The 20,181-nt window shown below is 39.4% G+C and carries 17 protein-coding genes; 9 read left to right on the forward strand and 8 right to left on the reverse strand.

Annotated elements, in window-relative coordinates; genetic code table 11:
• Window positions 1-33 precede the first annotated feature (33 nt).
• The 5 genes from SOI76_RS16320 to SOI76_RS16340 form a co-directional block, all read right to left on the reverse strand.
• Window positions 34-615 carry an HdeD family acid-resistance protein gene (locus SOI76_RS16320; RefSeq protein ID WP_104080326.1) on the reverse strand — a complete coding sequence of 194 codons (582 nt, stop codon included), beginning with the start codon at window positions 613-615 and terminating at the stop codon, window positions 34-36.
• Window positions 616-741: 126 nt separating this feature from the next.
• Window positions 742-1,500 carry a hypothetical protein gene (locus SOI76_RS16325; protein ID WP_104080325.1) on the reverse strand — a complete coding sequence of 253 codons (759 nt, stop codon included), beginning with the start codon at window positions 1,498-1,500 and terminating at the stop codon, window positions 742-744.
• Between the two features lie 88 nt (window positions 1,501-1,588).
• Window positions 1,589-4,225 (reverse strand): type I DNA topoisomerase, encoded by a 2,637-nt coding sequence (gene topA, locus SOI76_RS16330; RefSeq protein WP_078224414.1) that lies wholly within the window; start codon window positions 4,223-4,225, stop codon window positions 1,589-1,591.
• 35 nt (window positions 4,226-4,260) lie between these two features.
• On the reverse strand, window positions 4,261-4,710 hold the full coding sequence (locus SOI76_RS16335) for a hypothetical protein (RefSeq protein ID WP_002114763.1): 450 nt from the start codon (window positions 4,708-4,710) through the stop codon (window positions 4,261-4,263).
• 150 nt (window positions 4,711-4,860) lie between these two features.
• Complete coding sequence (locus SOI76_RS16340) at window positions 4,861-5,238, reverse strand: winged helix-turn-helix transcriptional regulator (protein WP_032035382.1); 378 nt, start codon at window positions 5,236-5,238, stop codon at window positions 4,861-4,863.
• 99 nt (window positions 5,239-5,337) lie between these two features.
• On the opposite strand from SOI76_RS16340, the gene SOI76_RS16345 reads away from it, so the two are divergent.
• Window positions 5,338-6,348 carry a zinc-binding alcohol dehydrogenase family protein gene (locus SOI76_RS16345; protein ID WP_104080324.1) on the forward strand — a complete coding sequence of 337 codons (1,011 nt, stop codon included), beginning with the start codon at window positions 5,338-5,340 and terminating at the stop codon, window positions 6,346-6,348.
• 54 nt (window positions 6,349-6,402) lie between these two features.
• On the opposite strand, the gene SOI76_RS16350 is transcribed toward SOI76_RS16345, so the two are convergent.
• On the reverse strand, window positions 6,403-6,648 hold the full coding sequence (locus SOI76_RS16350; RefSeq protein WP_002115104.1) for a SlyX family protein: 246 nt from the start codon (window positions 6,646-6,648) through the stop codon (window positions 6,403-6,405).
• A 32-nt stretch (window positions 6,649-6,680) separates the two neighbouring features.
• On the opposite strand from SOI76_RS16350, the gene uup reads away from it, so the two are divergent.
• From uup to lpsB, 4 genes are all read left to right on the forward strand, one after another.
• A complete protein-coding gene (uup, locus tag SOI76_RS16355; protein ID WP_002114959.1) occupies window positions 6,681-8,591 on the forward strand; it encodes an ATP-binding cassette domain-containing protein in 1,911 nt (636 codons plus the stop codon).
• 222 nt (window positions 8,592-8,813) lie between these two features.
• Window positions 8,814-9,446, forward strand: coding sequence for a LysE family translocator (gene yahN, locus SOI76_RS16360; protein ID WP_032054347.1), 633 nt, complete (start codon window positions 8,814-8,816; stop codon window positions 9,444-9,446).
• Window positions 9,447-9,556: 110 nt separating this feature from the next.
• Window positions 9,557-10,492 (forward strand): LpxL/LpxP family Kdo(2)-lipid IV(A) lauroyl/palmitoleoyl acyltransferase, encoded by a 936-nt coding sequence (lpxL, locus tag SOI76_RS16365; protein ID WP_104080323.1) that lies wholly within the window; start codon window positions 9,557-9,559, stop codon window positions 10,490-10,492.
• A 265-nt stretch (window positions 10,493-10,757) separates the two neighbouring features.
• Complete coding sequence (lpsB, locus tag SOI76_RS16370) at window positions 10,758-11,858, forward strand: glycosyltransferase family 4 protein (protein WP_104080322.1); 1,101 nt, start codon at window positions 10,758-10,760, stop codon at window positions 11,856-11,858.
• Between the two features lie 58 nt (window positions 11,859-11,916).
• Here the strand turns inward: lpsB and gltP are convergent, their stop codons facing one another.
• Window positions 11,917-13,203: a glutamate/aspartate:proton symporter GltP gene (gene gltP / locus SOI76_RS16375; RefSeq protein ID WP_032054344.1), complete on the reverse strand. Its 1,287-nt coding sequence runs from the start codon at window positions 13,201-13,203 to the stop codon at window positions 11,917-11,919.
• Between the two features lie 697 nt (window positions 13,204-13,900).
• Complete coding sequence (locus SOI76_RS16380; protein WP_104080321.1) at window positions 13,901-15,010, reverse strand: endonuclease/exonuclease/phosphatase family protein; 1,110 nt, start codon at window positions 15,008-15,010, stop codon at window positions 13,901-13,903.
• A 187-nt stretch (window positions 15,011-15,197) separates the two neighbouring features.
• On the opposite strand from SOI76_RS16380, the gene asd reads away from it, so the two are divergent.
• The 4 genes from asd to ansA all read left to right on the forward strand — a co-directional run bounded on the left by asd (window position 15,198) and on the right by ansA (window position 20,175).
• The gene (gene asd / locus SOI76_RS16385) at window positions 15,198-16,316 is read left to right on the forward strand and encodes an aspartate-semialdehyde dehydrogenase (protein WP_032054342.1); all 1,119 of its coding nucleotides are present in this window, start codon (window positions 15,198-15,200) and stop codon (window positions 16,314-16,316) included.
• Window positions 16,317-16,464: 148 nt separating this feature from the next.
• Entirely contained in the window at window positions 16,465-17,826 is a 1,362-nt protein-coding gene (locus SOI76_RS16390) for a FimV family protein (protein WP_104080320.1), read from the forward strand.
• 59 nt (window positions 17,827-17,885) lie between these two features.
• A complete protein-coding gene (locus SOI76_RS16395; protein WP_205668461.1) occupies window positions 17,886-19,151 on the forward strand; it encodes a hypothetical protein in 1,266 nt (421 codons plus the stop codon).
• A gap of 58 nt (window positions 19,152-19,209) precedes the next feature.
• Complete coding sequence (gene ansA, locus SOI76_RS16400) at window positions 19,210-20,175, forward strand: asparaginase (protein WP_104080319.1); 966 nt, start codon at window positions 19,210-19,212, stop codon at window positions 20,173-20,175.
• Window positions 20,176-20,181: the final 6 nt, after the last annotated feature.

Below are 20,181 nucleotides of genomic sequence, written 5' to 3' on the forward strand. Positions count from 1 at the left end.
CACCTCAAGTGCTCTTTGATACAGTATTTTTATTTAAGATACTGTTTTTGAACTAGATCGCAGATGCTTAATCGCAGAAGCTAAACCTAGAAAATTAATTCCTTGGAACAAGATATCTATGGCAAGAAACATGCCTAACACCCAAAAAGGTGAATCTTTAGAAACCAAAATCAAAATACCTGTAGCGAGTGTTAATAATCCTGAAAATAAGGTCCAGCCCCATCCAGTAATTGGCTTAAGTAAAATCGCGTTTACTGTACGTATAGCCCCGGCAATAATCAGTGCTATAGATAATAAACTCGTCAAAACCACTGCTGTGGTGACGGGAGTAGAAAAAGCATAGTAGCCCGCCATTAGATAAAGCACACCAAAAAGTGCCCATAACCATCGGCTAGCACCTTTAAAAACACTCATGGCCGCGACAAGATGTAAAACACCTCCCACCATCATAAGTATTCCAAATAAAAAAACCACAGAAAAGGTCGCAAATGGTAATGAACTAAACAAAATCAGACCGAAGCCAATAAGCACAAAGCCTAATATCAAATACCACTTACGATCAGCATGTAACTGATTACGCACCAAATCATTACCGACAGTTTTCATCATGGCCACTCTTATTATCAGGTATTAGAATTTCATCTACCTAATAATAGTGATGTACTTCACATTTTTTGTCTGTATAAAATCTGCATCGTTTCTTATCAATTAATGTGGATAAAACAGTATTTATCCACAGTTTTATTTCACCCAGCCAATTTCTTGAGCTGTAGGTAAACCTATGATTGTTTCATGTAAACCATTCGGCATTTTACTGCTCTGCTCAGATAACGGTGTTCGACCACCCATGATTTCAGCATCAGTTTGTGGATATAAAGAGACTTTTTCAGGTTGCGCATAACCTAAAGGATAAAGTGGTTGTCCTGTTTGTAAATCATATTTGTCTTGTGCCCCAAATCCATGTAATAGCTCATGAACAATCACGACCTGATTTTGTGAGGCTTGTGTTTTGGTCGCAAATAAATTCACACTACCAATACGACCTTTTTCTAAAGCAGTCGAATGGATCAAAACTTTTTGATAATTTGGGTCGTAATAGTTTAAGTAAAGTTTGAGTGATGCCCCATTGTCTTCAGGTTGTTGATGGCGCCATGCATAAAAACGGAACTTTAAACTCCACCACATTACATGAAAGATATTGGCATTCTGAGGAACCTCAGGAGGTCGTTGCTGTAACGGTTGCCCTAAACGAATAATAAAGTTCCCTGATTGACCACGATAATGTTGTGACCACTGCTCTAAATATTTTTTTATTTTCTCAAAATCAGAGTTTCGCAACTGATGAATATAGCTCTGTGTTGTCTGCAAACCATCTGCATTAATAGGATGTAAAACGACAACAATAGGTTGATTCCAATCTTGGTTTTGATCTCGCCATGCCTGAACAGCAACAATCAGTAAAATAATTAACAAACATAAAACTCGAATGTTTTTCCACATTCTTTTTCCCCATACATTTAAAATTTTCTTTTATTGTTTTAGATATAAAAAATGCTAGCTGAGCTAGCATTTTTTATTGTGGACTTAATTAGCCCTCAACCCATTTACCATTTTGATAAATTAGGCTCCATTTGGTTTGTTTACCCTCTGGAGTTTCCGAGCCTACATATTGTGATTGATTCTTACGACTGAATTTCACAACTGTCGGATTACCTTCAGGGTCTACGTCTGGTGCTTGTAAAATAAATTGATATTTAGGATCAAGCTGGGCTGCAACACTACGTAATTCTGCAACTTTTGGTGCACGAGTTTCACGAATTTTCGGGAATTTACTTGCAGCCAAGAATAAGCCAGCAGCACCATCACGTAACACAAAATAGTCATCATGTTTCGTTGAGCGTAAATGTTCCATCTTGATCGGTTCTACACGTGGAGGCGCAGGCTGACCGCTTTTCAAGACCTTACGAGTATTGTCACAGCTTGTACAAGCGAAATACGGACCAAAACGACCAGTTTTAAGCTGCATCTCACCATCACATTTATCACACGGAATGGTTGGGCCATCGTAGCCTTTAATCTTGAACTCACCTTCTTCAAGCTCAAAACCGTCACAGTCAGGGTTGTTACCACATACGTGCAGTTTACGACCACCATCAATCACATAGCTGTCCATGGCTGTGCCACATTTTGCACAACGATGTTTTGACATCAAATCTGCGGTTTCAGCACCATCATCATCAGAAAGAGCAGCTAAGGACTCAACAGGTGTTAAGTTCAAAGTACCTTTACAACGCTCTTTAGGTGGTAAGTTATACCCAGAACAACCTAAGAATACGCCTGTTGTACCTGTACGAATCTGCATTGGACGTGAACATTCAGGACAATGTACTGCTGGCACTTCAACCGGTTGGTTACGGCGCATGCCGTGCTCGCCTTGAGCATTGGTAAGACGTTTCTTGAAGTCACCATAGAAAGTATCAAGTAACTCTTTCCAGTTACGCTCGCCTGTTGCAACTTTATCGAGCTGCCCTTCAAGGTCTGCTGTAAAGGCATAGTTCATCAAGTTATTGAAACTTTCATCAAGTCGATCCGTGACAATTTCACCCATTTTTTCGGCGAAAAGACGACGGTTTTCTAACTTAACGTAGCCACGTTCTTGAATCGTAGAAATAATCGCTGCATAAGTCGAAGGACGACCAATACTACGTTTTTCAAGTTCTTTAACCAAAGAAGCTTCAGTAAAACGTGCAGGTGGTTTAGTAAAGTGCTGACTTGGGTCTAACTTCTCTAATTTTAAAATTTCACCTACTTTAATTGCAGGCAAAATAATATCGTCATCAGACTTATTAGCACCACGCACTCGTGTAAAACCATCAAATACAAGCGTACGGCCTTTTGCCTTCAATTCAACATTTGCAGCTTCAACCGTTAAAGTTGAAGATAAATATTCTGCTGGAGTCATTTGACATGCAACAAACTGACGCCAAATCAAATCATATAAACGCTGAGCATCACGCTCTACACCCGCAAGTTGATCACCTGTAAGTGCAACATTTGAAGGACGAATCGCTTCATGGGCTTCTTGAGCACCTGCTTTGTTACCATAGCGGTTTGGCTTCGCCGGTAAATATTTCTCACCAAATTGGCTTTCAATATGGGCACGTACCATGCTTACTGCATCATCACTCAAGAACGTTGAGTCAGTACGCATATAGGTAATAAAACCTGCTTCATATAGACGCTGTGCTAGCATCATGGTTTTCTTTACAGAAAAACCTAAACGTGTACTTGCAGCTTGTTGCAGCGTTGAAGTGATATACGGTGCGCTTGGATTTACCTTAGTCGGTTTATCTTCACGCTGTGCAACTTTATATTCAGCACCTTTTAAAACTTCCAATAAAGCATCAGTTTCAGCTTTATTTTTCAGTTTAAGGGTTTTACCAGCTTGCTTAACTGCTTCAAGACGAATGTCATCTTTCTTGGCTTGCGTGTCTGCAAAAACTTGCCAGTATTCTTCCGGAATAAAAGCACGAATTTCTCTTTCACGCTCTACAACCAGTTTCACCGCTACAGACTGTACACGACCTGCTGACAAACCACGGGCAATCTTTTCCCAAAGTAATGGCGAAACCATAAAGCCAACAACACGGTCTAAGAAACGGCGTGCTTGCTGAGCATTAACTCGGTTTAAATCTAGGCGCGTAGGTTGTTTAAATGCTTCTTGAATGGCATTTTTAGTAATTTCGTTAAATACCACACGGTGATAACGGCTGTCGTCACCACCAATAACTTCTCTTAGGTGCCAAGCAATGGCTTCCCCTTCTCTATCCAAGTCCGTTGCGAGATAGATTGCATCAGCATCTTTGGCAAGTTTCTTTAGTTCAGCAACAACATTTTCCTTACCTGGCAGAACTTCGTAATGAGCTTCCCAACCATGTTCAGGATCAACCCCCATACGATTAACTAAAGCCTGACTGGCTTTTTGTTCTTTTTCTGCTTCAGTGAGTTTCGTCCGGGCAGCCGGCTTTTTCTCAGTTGATTTGCTGCCACCTGTTGGCAAATCACGTACGTGACCTACAGAAGACTTTACAATGTATTGCGAACCCAGATATTTATTGATGGTTTTCGCTTTGGCAGGCGACTCCACAATCACTAAGGCACGTTTATGTGCAGCAGGTGCAGTAGATGCTGTGCTTTGAGATGCAGAGCGCGAGGTATTCGCCATATAAAATGTTATTCCTATACCAATAAATTTAAAAATCAGGCTTTAGCCAAGTTCAACAGATAAGCCTTCATCTCATCTAATTGTGTTGCTCTCAGGTCTGATTCCTCATCCCAATAAAGCCCTACACAGTTTGCCTGCATATCAATAGCATAAATCCCTTTTAATGCAATGGGAGAATCATTAAATTTCTCATCACCCTGAACCACTTTTAATTTGCCATCTACAACGCGAGCGCGCATTAAAGATAAACGAGCATCGGGAATCAATACACTATAATAAGCAACCATGCTGGCACGCTTTTCAGTCGCCATTGGGACATGTGTCCATTCAGGTGCAACGATTACACGTGGGTGTAAACCCATTTTACGAGCTTTATCACGCATAATACCAAGTGCCTTTTCACGTGGGCTCACTCTTAAACCAAAAATGGAGCCTAGTACGAAAAGAACAATGATAACGGTAACCCAAATTCCCATATTGTCCATAGCAAAACCTATTAATCTCTTTTATTAGAGTTGCATAAGCTGACCAGAAAACGCAAGTTTCATCATAAAAATAATGCCCGATACAAGGGGGCACGCTTCAAAATAATCAGATTTCATAGCGCAAATTGCGATGAGCTGACATAAAGATCATTAAGGATTCGGATGGCCATCAACAAGTGTCAGCTTTCCAAACTGGTCAATATGAGCATCCCCCCACTGTTTTAAAGCAAACAGAATTTTCTCAAGACTTTGTCCCAAATCAGTCAGGCAGTATTCTACTTTAGGTGGTACCTGAGGATAGACTTCCCGATGAATAATTCCATCTTGTTCCAATTCGCGTAGCTGATTTGTCAGCATTCTTTGGGTAATACTCGGAACACGCTTTCGAATTTCGTTAAACCTCAAGGTACCTTCATTAAATAAATGCCAAAGAATGACGCATTTCCACTTTCCATCAATCAAGCTAATCGCTGCCTCCACTGAACAACCCGGAGAGCAATCAAAACTTGAGTGTCTTGCTTTTGCCATTTTACAGTATCCTTTTTGACACTATGAGCGTTATTTGTCTGTAGTCACTTATTTTAAGCTTACGTTATGATCAAACTCTCAACAAGAGGAATGATAATTATGAAAGCTGTGGCATATCAAAAAGCTGGTCCCATTGCATCGCCAGAAGCACTCGTTGATATTGAACTCGATGCTCCTATTGCTGAAGGACATGATTTACTTGTTCGTGTACAAGCTGTCTCAGTAAATCCGGTAGATACTAAAATTCGAAAGAATGTAAGCCCTGAGAATAATCAGTGGAAAACGCTTGGCTGGGACGCAGTAGGTATCGTTGAAGCGATTGGAGATAAAGTTACTCAATTTAAGATTGGCGATATTGTTTGGTATGCAGGTGCTCTTAATCGTCAAGGTAGTAATAGCGAATTACAACTCGTTGATGAACGCATCGTTGGCCATAAACCAAAAACTTTAGAAGCAACTGAGGCTGCAGCTCTCCCTTTAACTGCAATCACGGCTTGGGAGATGTTATTTGATCGCCTGCAAGTTCCAAAGAACGCGCCAGAAAACACAACAATATTAGTGATTGGTGGAGCTGGCGGTGTAGGTTCAATCACCATTCAACTTCTTAAACAGCTGACTAACCTAACAATTATTGCAACAGCTTCACGAGCAGAAACTCAAGACTGGGTTAAGCAACTTGGAGCAGATTATGTGTTAGATCATCGTCAACCTTTAGCAGCCCAAATCAAGCAATTAGGTTTAACTGCACCTTTATATGTGTTCTCGACTACTCAAACAGATCAGCATTTAGCAGATATTGTAGAGTTGATTGCACCGCAAGGCCGTTTCGGACTTATTGATGATCCTGAACAGTTAGATATCAAACCGTTTAAGTCAAAGTCTGTATCTGTGCATTGGGAGTTTATGTTTACACGTTCAATGTTCCAAACCGAAGATATGGCAAAACAAAGTGAACTATTAAATGAAGTCAGCAAGCTGGTGGACGAAGGGAAAATTAAGACGACTGTGACAGAAGTTATAAGTCCAATTAATGCTGAAAATTTAAAACGAGTTCACCAGCAAATTGAAAGTGGGACAACAAAGGGTAAGATTGTCTTACAAGGTTTTTAAGCAAAATTGAAAATATTCCCAAATAAAAAGGCAAGTATCGAACTTGCCTTTTTATTAATAGTGAGGAGGTTTATTCGTTAATGGATCAAAAGGTGCAATGCCTTCTGACAAATCCGAAGATTCCACACGTTGATAAAGAAATTGCATTTGTTTTTTCAAATCAGCTATTTCTTGAGTTTGAATAGCGAGTTGTTGATTTAATTGTTCAACTAAATCATCCAAAAATGTAATTCGCACTTGCAAATCTTCAATGGGTGCGGAAAATGACGCTTGATCATCATGATATGGTGGTTTAGTCATTTAAATCCTCATTTGAGATTCTGGAAAACATTATGGCCTATATTACCCTAAGGGATGTCCAACTTGCTTTTGGCGGACCTGCCCTGCTCGATGGCGCGAACTTTAATCTAGAACGTGGCGAACGAGTCTGTTTAATTGGTCGTAATGGTGAAGGTAAGTCTACTTTACTTAAACTGATCGAGGGAAGCCTATTACCAGATTCTGGTGAAGTTTCTATTCAAAATGGTTTAACTGTTTCAATGTTAGCCCAAGACGTTCCAATGGATTCAGGTAAGGTTGCTGACATTGTGGCTGATGGCGCAGGCGAAGCTGCCGAAGTACTCAGAGCTTATCATGAAGCAACTGATGCTTGTATGCTGGGAGATATGGAAGCTTGTGACCGTATGGGTAACCTACAGCATAAGCTCGACCAACTCGACGGTTGGGCACTCGAAAACAAGGTCAATGCTCTATTAAGTAAAATGGGACTCGATCCAAATGCAGATTTGGCAGATCTTTCAGGTGGACGTAAACGCCGTGTTTTACTCGCTCGTGCTCTTTTAACGCAGCCAGACGTATTACTTCTAGACGAACCAACGAACCATTTAGATGTTGAAAGTATTGAGTGGCTAGAAAAATTCCTACTCGATCAAAATAATTTAACGCTACTATTTATCTCGCATGACCGTTCTTTTGTAGACAGTATTGCAACTCGAATTGTTGAACTTGATCGTGGCATTTTACGTGGCTACGAAGGCAACTATTCACGTTATTTAGAGCTTAAAGCTCAGCAAATGGAAGCAGAAGAGAAACAAAATGCTTTATTTGATAAAAAGTTAGCTGAAGAAGAAGCTTGGATTCGCCAAGGGATTAAAGCTCGCCGTACGCGTAATGAAGGTCGTGTGCGCGCCTTAAAAGCTTTACGTGAAGAATCGAAAGCTCGCCGTTCACAACAGGGCAAAGTGAGCATGGCGACTCAAGAAGCAAATCGCTCTGGTAAATTAGTATTTGATATTGAGCACTTAAGCGTATCTTATGACGACAAACCACTGATTAAAGATTTCTCTACACTAGTCATGCGTGGTGACCGTATTGGCCTAGTCGGTGATAACGGCGTCGGTAAAACAACCTTAATTAAAGCTATTTTAGGTGAAATCGAGCACGGTGGTTCTGTTAAGACAGGTACACAGTTAGAAGTTGCTTATTTTGATCAATTACGTAATGCCTTAGACCTTGAAAAAACAGTAATGGCAAACGTTTCAGAAGGCTCTGACTTCGTTGATGTAAATGGCAACCGCCGTCATATCTACAGCTATTTACAAGATTTCTTGTTTTCACCTGAACGCGCACGCACACCTGTAAAAGCCCTTTCTGGTGGTGAGCGTAACCGTATCTTGCTTGCTAAATTACTGCTTAAACCATCGAACCTGATTGTGATGGACGAACCAACCAATGACTTGGATATGGTGACTCTTGAGCTTCTTGAAGAGATGCTTTCTGAATATAAAGGAACCTTGTTACTCATTTCCCATGACCGTGCATTTATGGACAACGTCGTAACATCAACTTGGGTATTTGATGGTAAAGGCAATATTGCAGAGTACATTGGTGGCTACCAAGACTATTTGCAGCAACGTCCAGATGATAAAGTCGTAGACCAAAAGTCTGACGTTAAAAAAGCTCAAGCAAAAGCCGAAGCTGAAAAAGCCGCAGCACAAAGTAACGTTAAAAAAGTCAAACTGAGTTATAAAGACCAACGTGAACTTGAGCAACTTCCTGCCGAAATCGAGAAACTGGAAGTTGAACAAGCAGAGCTTTCTGACAAACTTGCAGATGGTTCATGGTTTGTCAGTAATGCCGATGAAGCAACCAAAGCAAGTCAACGTCTCGCAGAAATTGAAGAGGTATTACTTGAAAAATTAGAACGTTGGGATGAGCTTGAACAAATGAGCAAAGGAAATTAATTTATTTGCTTTCGCCTAGAGTAAATAAAAAAGCCTCCTTAAATTAAGGGGGCTTTTTATAAAATATCTATAAATTTGAAAGCTAAAAATCTATGAAAAATACATGATGAGTGATTAAGTTTAGTCAGCCTTAATAGTTCAAAATATCGCCCTGTTTGAATATAAGACTTATAAAAATAATTATGTTATATCTACCCATATAATAATATTCGAGTATTTTTCATGCTAGATCTTTCTCAAATTTTAGCATTCGGATTAATCTGCTTGGCGATGGTGCTTACCCCTGGCCCAAACATGATTTACCTTATTTCTCGTTCAATTTGCCAAGGAAAAACGGCGGGATTTATTTCACTCGCTGGTGTCGGCGTTGGCTTCGTATTTTATATGCTTTGTGCTTCTTTCGGGATTACAGCGCTTATTGTTGCAGTTCCTTATGCTTATGACACCATCCGTATTGCAGGGGCAATTTATTTACTCTGGCTAGCATGGAAAGCACTACGTCCCAATGCATCCCCAATTTTTGATGTAAAGCAATTATCAGTAGACTCTCCAGCTAAACTATTTTTAATGGGTTTCGCTACAAATCTACTTAATCCTAAAATTGCGATTATGTATTTATCATTATTGCCACAGTTTATTCACCCACAACAAGGCAGTATTTTATGGCAATCCATTCAGCTCGGTACTATACAAATTTTTGTCAGCGTTTCGGTAAATGCGCTGATTGTGCTTTCTGCGGGTAGCATTGCCCTTTTTCTTCAACAAAAGCCTCTTTGGGCAAATATACAACGTTGGCTTATGGGAACGGTGCTAGCTGGACTTGCTGTTCGTATTCTTTTAGAAAATCGTCGATAACCGCGCTTTACTTCTTCATCTTAAACGCTCAATTCAACAGTGTATTACGACGATAAATTCAGTTCATGATACACTTTTGCCAGTTTTAATTTCGAATTCTTTATATCGCTATGAGCCAAAAGCAGACTTATACGCCCGGTGAATTTCAATGGTCCTTTTTATTGCCTAAATATTGGGGTATTTGGATTGCCATCGTTTTTTTAATGCTTTTGGCTATTTTGCCGTGGGCAATTCAATGGCGTCTGGCTCATGGCTTAGCAAATCTTGCTTGGAAATATTTAAAATCTCGCCGAAAAACGACTATTCGTAATTTAGAAGTCTGCTTTCCCGAATGGTCAGCCGAAAAAGTACAGCAACAAGCTAAGCAAGTTTTTGTAGATATGATGCTTGGTATTTTTGAGACATTAAACGCATGGTATAAGCCTTACTGGTTTAAAAACCGTGTCACTATTGAAGGCTTAGAACACATTACCAACGCTCAAGCTCAGGGCAAAGGCGTTTTATTATTGGGTACTCATAGTACGCTTCTTGATGCAGGGGGTTATGTGTGCGCTCAATATTTCGAGCCAGATGTCGTCTACCGACCTCAAAACAACCCATTGCTCGATATGCTGATATATCGTTGCCGTGGCACCATTTATAAAGCGCAAATCGATCATGATGATATGCGTAGTTTAATTCGTCATCTTAAAGATGGTGATGCAATTTGGTATAGCCCTGATCAAGACTTCGGACTTAAACAAGGGGTTATGGCACCCTTCTTTGGTGTGCCAGCGGCCACAGTAACTGCACATCGCCGTTTATTAAAAATCTCGAAGGCAGTCGCAGTTCCTTTATATTTTTATCGTCAAGGCGATGTACAAGACCCGAAATATCATATCTTGATTGAACCGGCCGTCGACAATATGCCAAGTGAAGATGAAGTTGATGATGCAACACGTGTTAATAAGATTATTGAAAATCAGCTTCGTATCGCACCAACTCAATATATGTGGTTCCATCGTCGCTTTAAAACACGTCCAGAGGGATATGAAGAGATTTATTAAGATAAGGCTGTAATAATTTTAGATTAGTAATAGGCACAGCCTCGATTTAAAGTGAAATTCAAATACTATCCAATAGGCAGACCTTACTTTTCAGGGATAAAAAGTAAGCAAAAATCCTTTGTTCCGCTGATGTTACATCCTTGTAACACAGCGAAACGGCGACATCCATGTCGCTATCACGATAGTAAACTCTGGATAATGATTTAGTTTGAGATGATGTATCTGTAGATGATCCATCTTTTATGAACGTATAAGGCAAAAAACAATGAAAGTGATGCAACTTCTCCCAGAACTTAATAGCGGTGGCGTAGAACGCGGCACGCTAGAAATTGCACGCGCACTTGTTGCACAGGGCCATCAATCATTGGTTGTTTCAAACGGTGGCCGCTTGGTCTCACAGCTCGAAGCTGAAAGTTCTACTCATTTAACGCTACCAATTCATAAAAAGTCGCTTTCAAGCTTGTGGCAAATCCGTCCATTACGTCAGCTGATTGAACAGCATCAACCCGATATTGTTCATGTACGTTCACGTGTACCTGCTTGGCTAACTCACTTTGCTTTAAGAAAAATACCTGCGAACAAACGCCCTCACCTCATTAGTACGGTACATGGCTTTTATTCAGTCAATCGTTATAGTGCGATTATGACGCAGGCCGAAAAAGTGATTGCTGTTTCAGACAGTGTAGTTAAATACATCACTGACCATTATAAAAACTGCCCTCCCCAAGATATTGTTCGAATTTATCGAGGAATTGACCCAGCCGCGTTTCCGCATAACTATCAACCCTCAGCACAATGGTTTAATCAAGTTTTTAATGACTTTCCTGAACTCGAAAATAAGTTCTTACTTTGCTTACCTGGCCGTATTACACGTTTAAAAGGACATGAAAGTTTAATTGAACTGATGCAAAAACTAGGTAAACAATATCCTCAGCTACATGCTGTGGTTGTTGGTGGTGCCGATGCAAAAAAACAGGCCTATTTAAGCGAGTTGCAGGGTAGCATTCAAAGCAAAGGACTCGCAGATAAAATTACCTTCGTAGGCCATCGCTCAGATATTCGCGAATGGCTCGCTTTTAGCGATATTGTGCTCTCTCTATCCAATCAGGCAGAAACATTCGGTAGAACAGCATTAGAAGCGCTCTCAGTCGGTACGCCAGTCATTGGCTGGAATCGTGGAGGCGTGGCCGAGATTTTATCGAATATCTATCCACAAGGTCTTGTTGAAGTAGGAAATGAAAAGGCTTTACTAGAAACAGTTAGACAGCATATTGAACAGCCTCAAGTCGTTGCCCCTGTTACTATGTTTAGCTTGAAAGACATGTGTGATCAGACACTGGCGTTATATGAATCTGTACTGAAATAACCTCATAAAAAAACCCGCGATCAACGCGGGTTTTTATTACAACAATAAAAAGTCAGCTTTATTTAAGCGATGCTTCATAAGCAGCAGCCTTTTCAGAGTCGTATTGTTTTTCCCATTTACTGATTACAAGTACAGCAAGCGCATTACCGACAACGTTCAATGCAGTACGAGCCATATCCATAATACGGTCAACACCAGCAATAAATGCTAAGCCTTCAACAGGAATACCAACGCTACCTAATGTCGCTAATAAAACAACAAATGATACGCCAGGAACACCCGCAATACCCTTAGAAGTAATCATTAATGTTACAACCAAAATAACTTGTTGGCTGATTGACATTTCAATACCGTAAAGCTGTGCAATAAAGATTGCTGCGATACTTTGGTACAGCGTAGAACCATCAAGGTTAAATGAATAACCTGTTGGAATCACAAAACTGGAAATCGCTTTTGGCGCACCGTAAGCTTCCATCTTTTGCATAATACGCGGTAAAACTGTTTCCGAACTTGCTGTTGAATAAGCCAAAATCAATTCATCTTTCAAAATCTTAAACAAGATAAAGATATTGATACCGAAAAATTTTGCAGTTAAACCAAGTACCACTAAGGCAAAGAATAAAATCGCACCGTATACCAACACGACTAATTTGCCTAAAGGGATAAGTGAAGCAAAACCGAAGTTTGCAACAGTTACAGCGATTAAACCAAACACACCCACTGGTGCATATTTCATGATGATGTGCGTTACGCGGAACATCGTTTCTGAAACTGCATGAAACACGTTCAATAATGGGTCTTTAGTGGTTGCTGGTAAAGAAGATAAACCAATACCAAATAGCACAGCAAAGAAAATCACAGGTAACATTTCGCCATGCGCCATTGAACTAATAATGTTCGTTGGGATAAGCGATAATATTGTTTGAATTAAACCATGTGACTGAGACTGAACTTCTTCAGTTGTATGCTTGTACTGAGAAATATCCGACTGTACCAACTGAGACATATCAATGCCTGAGCCCGGATGGAAGATATTTGCTGCAACCAAGCCAACCAAAATAGCGATAGTCGTAATAATTTCAAAATAGAGAATGGTTTTAAAACCAAGTCGCCCTAAACTTTTCGTACTGCCAACACCTGCAATACCTAAAATCAAGGTAGAGAAAACGATTGGAATAACAATCATTTTAATCAGGCTAATAAAGATCTTACCAAGTGGTGTAAGAACATTATTCACAATACTGTCTTTGATTTCAGGCTGGTTATGTAAAACAGCCCCGACAACTATCCCTAGGATTAAAGCAATTAAAATTTGCCATGCAAGGCTAAATTTAAAATTCTTCATAAGACAATCCTTATGCACCGCAAAGTATCAAATATGAGAGGGAGAAGACCACTAACTAAGAGTGAAACCTCAATATGTACAGTAATTTCCAAACAGAAATTTAAATGCACAAACAAATCACAACTCGCCGATCCGACGAGAAAACAACAATGCCTGTTGACGATCCAACATGTCAACGATCGGCACATTCTATTGAGATTTATTAATTAAACAACCCCAATTTATCTTTAAATAGATCAAAGCCTATATTTATTCACCAATAATCTATAAAAACAAAAACTTAATAAAAAAAATTTTTGTATCTTTTTTCATTAAAAATTGCTCAGATTTATATAAAAACACATAGGTATTTACCCATTGTTAAATAGATTTAAAAATTAAGATGAGCTTAAAAATATTTGTTTTATTTACACAGAATTAAATAAGGTATATAAAAATATCAACCCGAGTTCTGCGTCCTGCAAAACTCGGGTAAATGAGGTTGTGCTTTCAGGTTAATAATTATTTTTATCGTTTCCGTTCCAACATCTGATCCGTGATGCTATTCCATATCAGCTTTGTGTATCCTTACGTGGGACTATCCATTCCCGGTTCCGTGTGCCGATGAATGTAGAATAAGGTTTTTATAACTCTCTGCCTATTCGCCCTAGACTCAAATCTTTGTACGATATTGCTTACATCAATCTTTATATTCTTTTTATTTATAAGGCTGTGCTATTTTATCAGTCACTATTTTCTCTTCTGCTTCTGCTTTGGCAATTCCTTCTTGGATGGCTCTTTGCGCCTCCTCTTCATCATTTTGAGTTTGCTCTAACTCTTCTTGAATATGTTCAAATATTCGACCAGTCTGCAAAACCACATAGACAGGGAAATGATCAGAGCCGATATGAGGCAAACGCTGCATTTTAACCAAACCAAAATCGGTACTATGGAAAATATGGTCTAAAGACCAACGTAGCAACGGATAGTCTGCATGAAAAGTATTAATGAAATGTCGGCCAACTCGCGGATCAAGTAATCCACTAATTCGCTGAAATAAACGCGTTGTACGCGACCATGCTACATCGTTTAAATCCCCCATCACAATACAGCTTTCATCGAGATCTTTAATTTGATCACCCACAATTAAAAGTTCTGCATCGCGTAAAGTTGAATCTTTCGCCTCAGTCGGACTAGGTGGCTTCGGATGTAAACAGTAGAGTTGAACTGGCATACCAGACCGTAAAGTCACAGTAGTATGAATAGAGGGAATTTCATCACTGAGAATAAATTTAACTTCAGTATTTGATAAAGGTAGACGGCTATATAAATGCATGCCGTAGAGGTTATCTAAGGGCACAGGAACACGATAAGGATAGTCGCCTTCAATCTCTTTTAAAGCATTCTCCCATGTCTTATCACTTTCTAGTGTAAGTAATAAATCAGGTTTTAATGTCTGGATATGCTCAAGCAATAAATGATATTTATCATTCGGTGTGAGTACATTCGATACGATTAATGAAATCTGCTTTTGTGGATCTAATTGAGATGGCCTCACCTGTTTAACCTGTTTTTTCCAACACAAGGTATAGGGCAAAACCATTTTAAGCTGGTAAGCAAGGGCGGCAATGAGCACAGCCAGAACTATTTCACGCCATAGGTTCCATTCGACCGGCCAAAACAGCATTCCAATAAAGGCTAACAAACCAACAAATAGAATCTGCAAACGAGGAAAATCGGCACCACGAAACCACCACTCATCACGAGGAATAAGTGACCAGAAACTTAACCAAATCACCAGACCAGCTAGAACTTCGATATAAATCATTGAATTTTCTCTTTTAAGATGATTTGTTTTTTAAAGTTTTTGTCATCTTTATCAATTTTGTATGTAACATAAACAAGATATTCTACTCAATAAACATGGTGTTTTGTTTCTGTAACGCTTGCAGTTGTGGACACTTTTGATACACTCAACTCCCCCTAACAATTTTAACGCACCGAGGCAAAATGACATGAAAGTAGGTCTGGTCGGTTGGCGCGGGATGGTCGGTTCCGTCCTTATGCAACGTATGGTTGAAGAGAATGATTTTGCTCATATTGAGCCATTTTATTTCTCTACCAGTAATGCAGGTGGTGAAGCTCCTTCATTTGGTGGTAAGACTGCCCCAGCACTTATGGAAGCTACAGACATTAATAGTCTGAAGCAAATGGATGTCATTATTACCTGTCAAGGTGGTGACTATACGTCTGAAGTTTTCCCACAGTTAAAAGCAACTGGTTGGGATGGCTACTGGATTGATGCAGCCTCTACTTTACGTATGTCAGATGATGCAATCATCGTTCTTGACCCAGTAAACCTTAACGTTATCAAAGACGGCTTGGTTAACGGCACCAAAACTTTCGTAGGCGGTAACTGTACAGTATCGCTTATGTTGATGGGTGTAGGTTCACTTTTCCAAAATAATTTGGTGGAGTGGATGACTGCTATGACTTATCAAGCAGCATCAGGCGCTGGCGCACAAAACATGCGTGAGCTAATTACTGGTATGGGCTACTTATATAACAATACCAAAACATTGTTAGATGATCCTAAATCTGCAATTTTGGATATTGATCGTCAAGTTGCTGAGTTACAACGTGGTGAAGGTTTCCCATCTGCTAACTTTGGTGTGCCATTAGCGGGTTCATTAATTCCTTACATTGATAAGCAACTTGAAAACGGTCAATCAAAAGAAGAGTGGAAAGGTCAAGTTGAAACCAACAAGATCTTGGGTAACTCACAAATTGTTCCTATTGACGGTCACTGTGTCCGTATTGGTGCAATGCGTTGCCACTCTCAAGCACTTACAATCAAGTTGAAAAAAGATGTACCGCTTGATGAAATTGAAGACATGATTCGTACTTCAAACCAATGGGCGAAAGTTGTACCAAACACTCGTGAAGCATCTATGACTGATCTTACACCTGTTGCTGTAACTGGTACTTTAACTGTGCCTGTAGGTCGTCTACGTAAACTCAACATGGGTAAAGAATATCTAGGTGCATTTACAGTGGGTGACCAGTTACTCTGGGGTGCTGCTGAGCCTTTACGTCGTATGTTACGCATCTTAGTTGAATACAAAAACTCATAATTTGATCTGAATTATTCAGTCAAAATAAAAAGCCGATCACATTAGATCGGCTTTTTCGTAACTGGTTTGTGAAAATTTTACAATTTATTTACATTTCATTATTGTATAATTTTGAATGACTTTACGACTTATTAGGTCATGGATTGAGATGACTGTTTATAACAAATTAAAAATTGCCATTTTCACCATTATGTCTTCGCCTTCTATTTATGCGATTACATTAGACCCTATACAAATTCAGTCTGCTCCCGGAGATTTGTTATATGCAGAAATGAATTTCCAACAAGCTGACCCTAATGCTACTTTACAAGTCAGTTTGGCAACTCCTGAGGATTTAAGTGCTTTGGGTGTAACTCATCAGCCACCGGGAAATCTTAATTTTTACACACGCCAAAATGGCCAAGGTTCTGGGGTTATTGTGATTACCTCATCTCGCCCTGTGATTGATCCTGAATTAAATATTGTAGTCAAAATTAATGAAGGTTCTGCCACCCGTTTGCAGCATATCAAAACCGTAATTAAGCCTTCTTCTATAAAAAAGACTGAAAATAACGAAAGTACTTTGTCACCTCAGTTTATTGTCAATGAAAAAGACATTGCTCTAAATCTGCCAGAAAGTACTCGATATGCATCACCAACTTCGGCCTCAACTACAAATAATTCGAATGGTGAACATAGCCTTAATATTAGCTCTGGAAATGCTCCTGCTATAAACACAAACTCATCCAATACTTCTAGCGAAAGCTCTTCTAGTCAGGTTGCTCAACAAGTTGCAGCTACTGCTACTTCTGATCAGGTAGCAGCAAAAAATCAAAGTAAACCAAGCAGTATCAAAACAGCCACAAACAGTTCACCAAAAAACACGGTCAACAAACTAACAGCGCAAAAGAAATCTGTACCTCAGAAAACGCTCAACCAAAATCCTGCGAAGAAACAATCCTTAAGTTCCTACAAAGGATCAGCAACATCAGGTAAATATGTAGTACAGCGCAACGAGTCTTTATGGAGCATTGCTAATCGTATCGCAGCAAAAACTAAACAACCTGTTGCGAAAGTCATGCATGATATTCAAGCTCAAAACCGACATGCTTTTATTCAGGGTGATGTAAATCGTTTACGTCAAGGAATTGCGCTTAACCTAGCCCACTCTCCTACTATTAAACTTCAGCAAAACAAGCCAAAAACAGACATAGCACACACTGCAAAATCAACTTCTGGCAAAGCAAAATACCGTTTACAACAAGCCGAAATGAGTATTGTGGCGGAAAACAATCAAAATTCTACACATGGAAGTGCTAAAAAGAGCACACAACAAAGTCAAAACAATACTGAGTTAGCAGTAAAAGTTATGACAACACGAGAAAAAACCGTTACATTACAAAGGAGTGTAACTAAATTAAATCAAACTTTACGTTTAAAAGACCAACGTATTCAACTTCTGAATGCACGTTTGGCAGAGTTACAACAGCAGTTACAAGCACAGCAACAGACTCATAAGCAAAAGCATTAAGTTAAAACCAGAGTCAGCTCGCTTTATATTGCAAGTATTTATTTTTTAAGGGGAAAATAATGTTATATGTGATTCCATTCATCATATTGCTCGTGGTCGCTGTCATTTTAAAAAAACGCGAAAATAGTCAGAAGCAAGAGGCGAATTCCCCTAAAACAATAAATAGAAAAACCAATAAAAAAGCGAACGCTAAATCAAGTAAAAACTCGCGTGAAAAAAATAAAGTCAATGTGGTTGAAGAATCTATTCCCTCTACTCCACAAAGCACTCCTGTTCCAGACGCTGTTCGTCAAAAGATTCAGTTACTTATTCAAGAAAGACAATTCTCAGCAGCTGAAGCTCAAGTCAATCAGGCGCTAAAAAAAGATAATACGCAACATGAACTTTATTTATTGCTACTTGAAATTCATATTGCACAAAAGGATGAGTTTGCAATAACTCAACTGATTGGCCATATTCGCAGCTTGTCACTCAATGAAATAGCCATTCAAGCAGAAGCTAGACAAAAAGAATATGAGTCTTCAAGACAACCCGATGCCATCGATTTTCCTCAAGCTCAAACATACCAGGAGCCAAAAAATAAAGCTGAGACAACAGCTCAGTTTGACCAGTTAACAGCAAGTTCATCTGAATCTTCTTTTGATGACTTGCAGCAAGACTATACCCCTGTAAAGCAAGAACCCGCTGTTGAAGTTGAACCTTTAGAGTTTAACTTTTCATTCGAACAAACCACGACTACAGAAAGTGGCAGCCAACCAACACAAGAATCAAAGTTATCCTCATCTCAACAAATAAATGACTTGGCTGACTTAGAATTTTCTCTTGATTTAGCGCCCTTGCATGAATCTGAGGAAAAAAACCAGACAGTAGCAGTACCAGCAGCTCAAGAGAACAATACGAATGTTTTGGATTTTAATCTTGAATTAACCCATGAAAATCCAGAAGTAAAAACTAATGAACAGATCTCATCATTAGATGAACTTAAATTGGTAGAACAAGCTCCATTAGAAGCAACTTCAATCGCACCTCTTGAGTTTTCGTTAGATGAGTCTGCGTTAGTTACAGCACCAGAGATTGAAACTCAAAATCATATAGATTTAGTAGATGAAGAGACTACTCCAGATCAAACTCAAGACCCGCTTCTAGAAGCTTTTCCAGAATTAAAACAGTTAGATGAAAATGAACTTGATCTAAAATTAGCTGAGCAATACATCAAGTTAGGAGCGTACCCAGCAGCTCAAGCGTTATTAGCAAGTAATGAGCAAAAATTAAACACAGAACAACAACAACGCGCGAAAAACCTACTTAATCGCATAGCTTCTTAGAACTGTTCGATTTACCATAAGCAGTCAGAGATGACTGCTTTTTTATGCCTGCAAAAATATGAAAAAAATAGCTTTATTTTATATGGGTGGTACTTTTGGTTGCATTGGTGAACCTCTAGCTCCTATGCCTTATGAGCAATTCTTGCCTCAACTTGAAAAAGTGATTCCCCCACACTTAACAGTTGACTGCTTCGCTGCGCCCAATATTGTCGATAGCAGTGCATGTACGGCGCCTGACTGGTTGCGCCTGATTCAACGTATACAACAACTACAACTTGAAGGTTATCAGCATTTCGTTGTTGTTCATGGTACAGACACGCTCAGTTATGCGGCCGCGACCCTAGCCCGCTTTTTAGGCCAAAGCTGTCATATTGTAATTACTGGTAGCCAATACCCGTTACTCAATATTCAAGGCGATAACACCCGTGAATTTACTGATGCAATTGAGAACTTATACCTTGCATTAGAACAAGTGATTGCTTTACCTGTAGGTGCTTATCTCGCATTCCACCATCAAGTATTCCACGCGCAAACTGCATTAAAAACGCATACGACTGAACTCGATGCATTTTCAGGGTTAAGTAGTGAAGTTGAGTTTACGCCTCAGCAAAATGAATTGATCGTACAAGATACCCAAATTGAACGAGCTGCTTCCTTCCAGATTTTAAACTGGATGATGCAGCCCATTGCAACAGAGTACTTAGTTCAGCAATTACGTCACTTGCTTCAAGCCCCTCCACACTTTTTAGTGTTACAAGGTTTTGGTACGGGTAATATTGCGGTAAACCAAGAATTACTCGCAACATTAGATGAGCTTTATACACGTGGTTGTGTTCCAATTTTGACAACACAAGTAACTTTTGGTGGTATTGATCAACGTTATGCGATTAGTGCATGGGCCAAAACTGCAAAAATTGTCATTAGCGATGCTAATAGTCATGCAGATCTCTATGCAAAAGCACTTCAAATCTATTTAAAATACCCAACCCCAGAACAATGGCTCAGCCATTGGAATGAAAATTAGCATTAA

The sequence above is a fragment of the Acinetobacter pittii genome, assembly GCF_034064985.1.
Taxonomy (GTDB): domain Bacteria; phylum Pseudomonadota; class Gammaproteobacteria; order Pseudomonadales; family Moraxellaceae; genus Acinetobacter; species Acinetobacter pittii_H.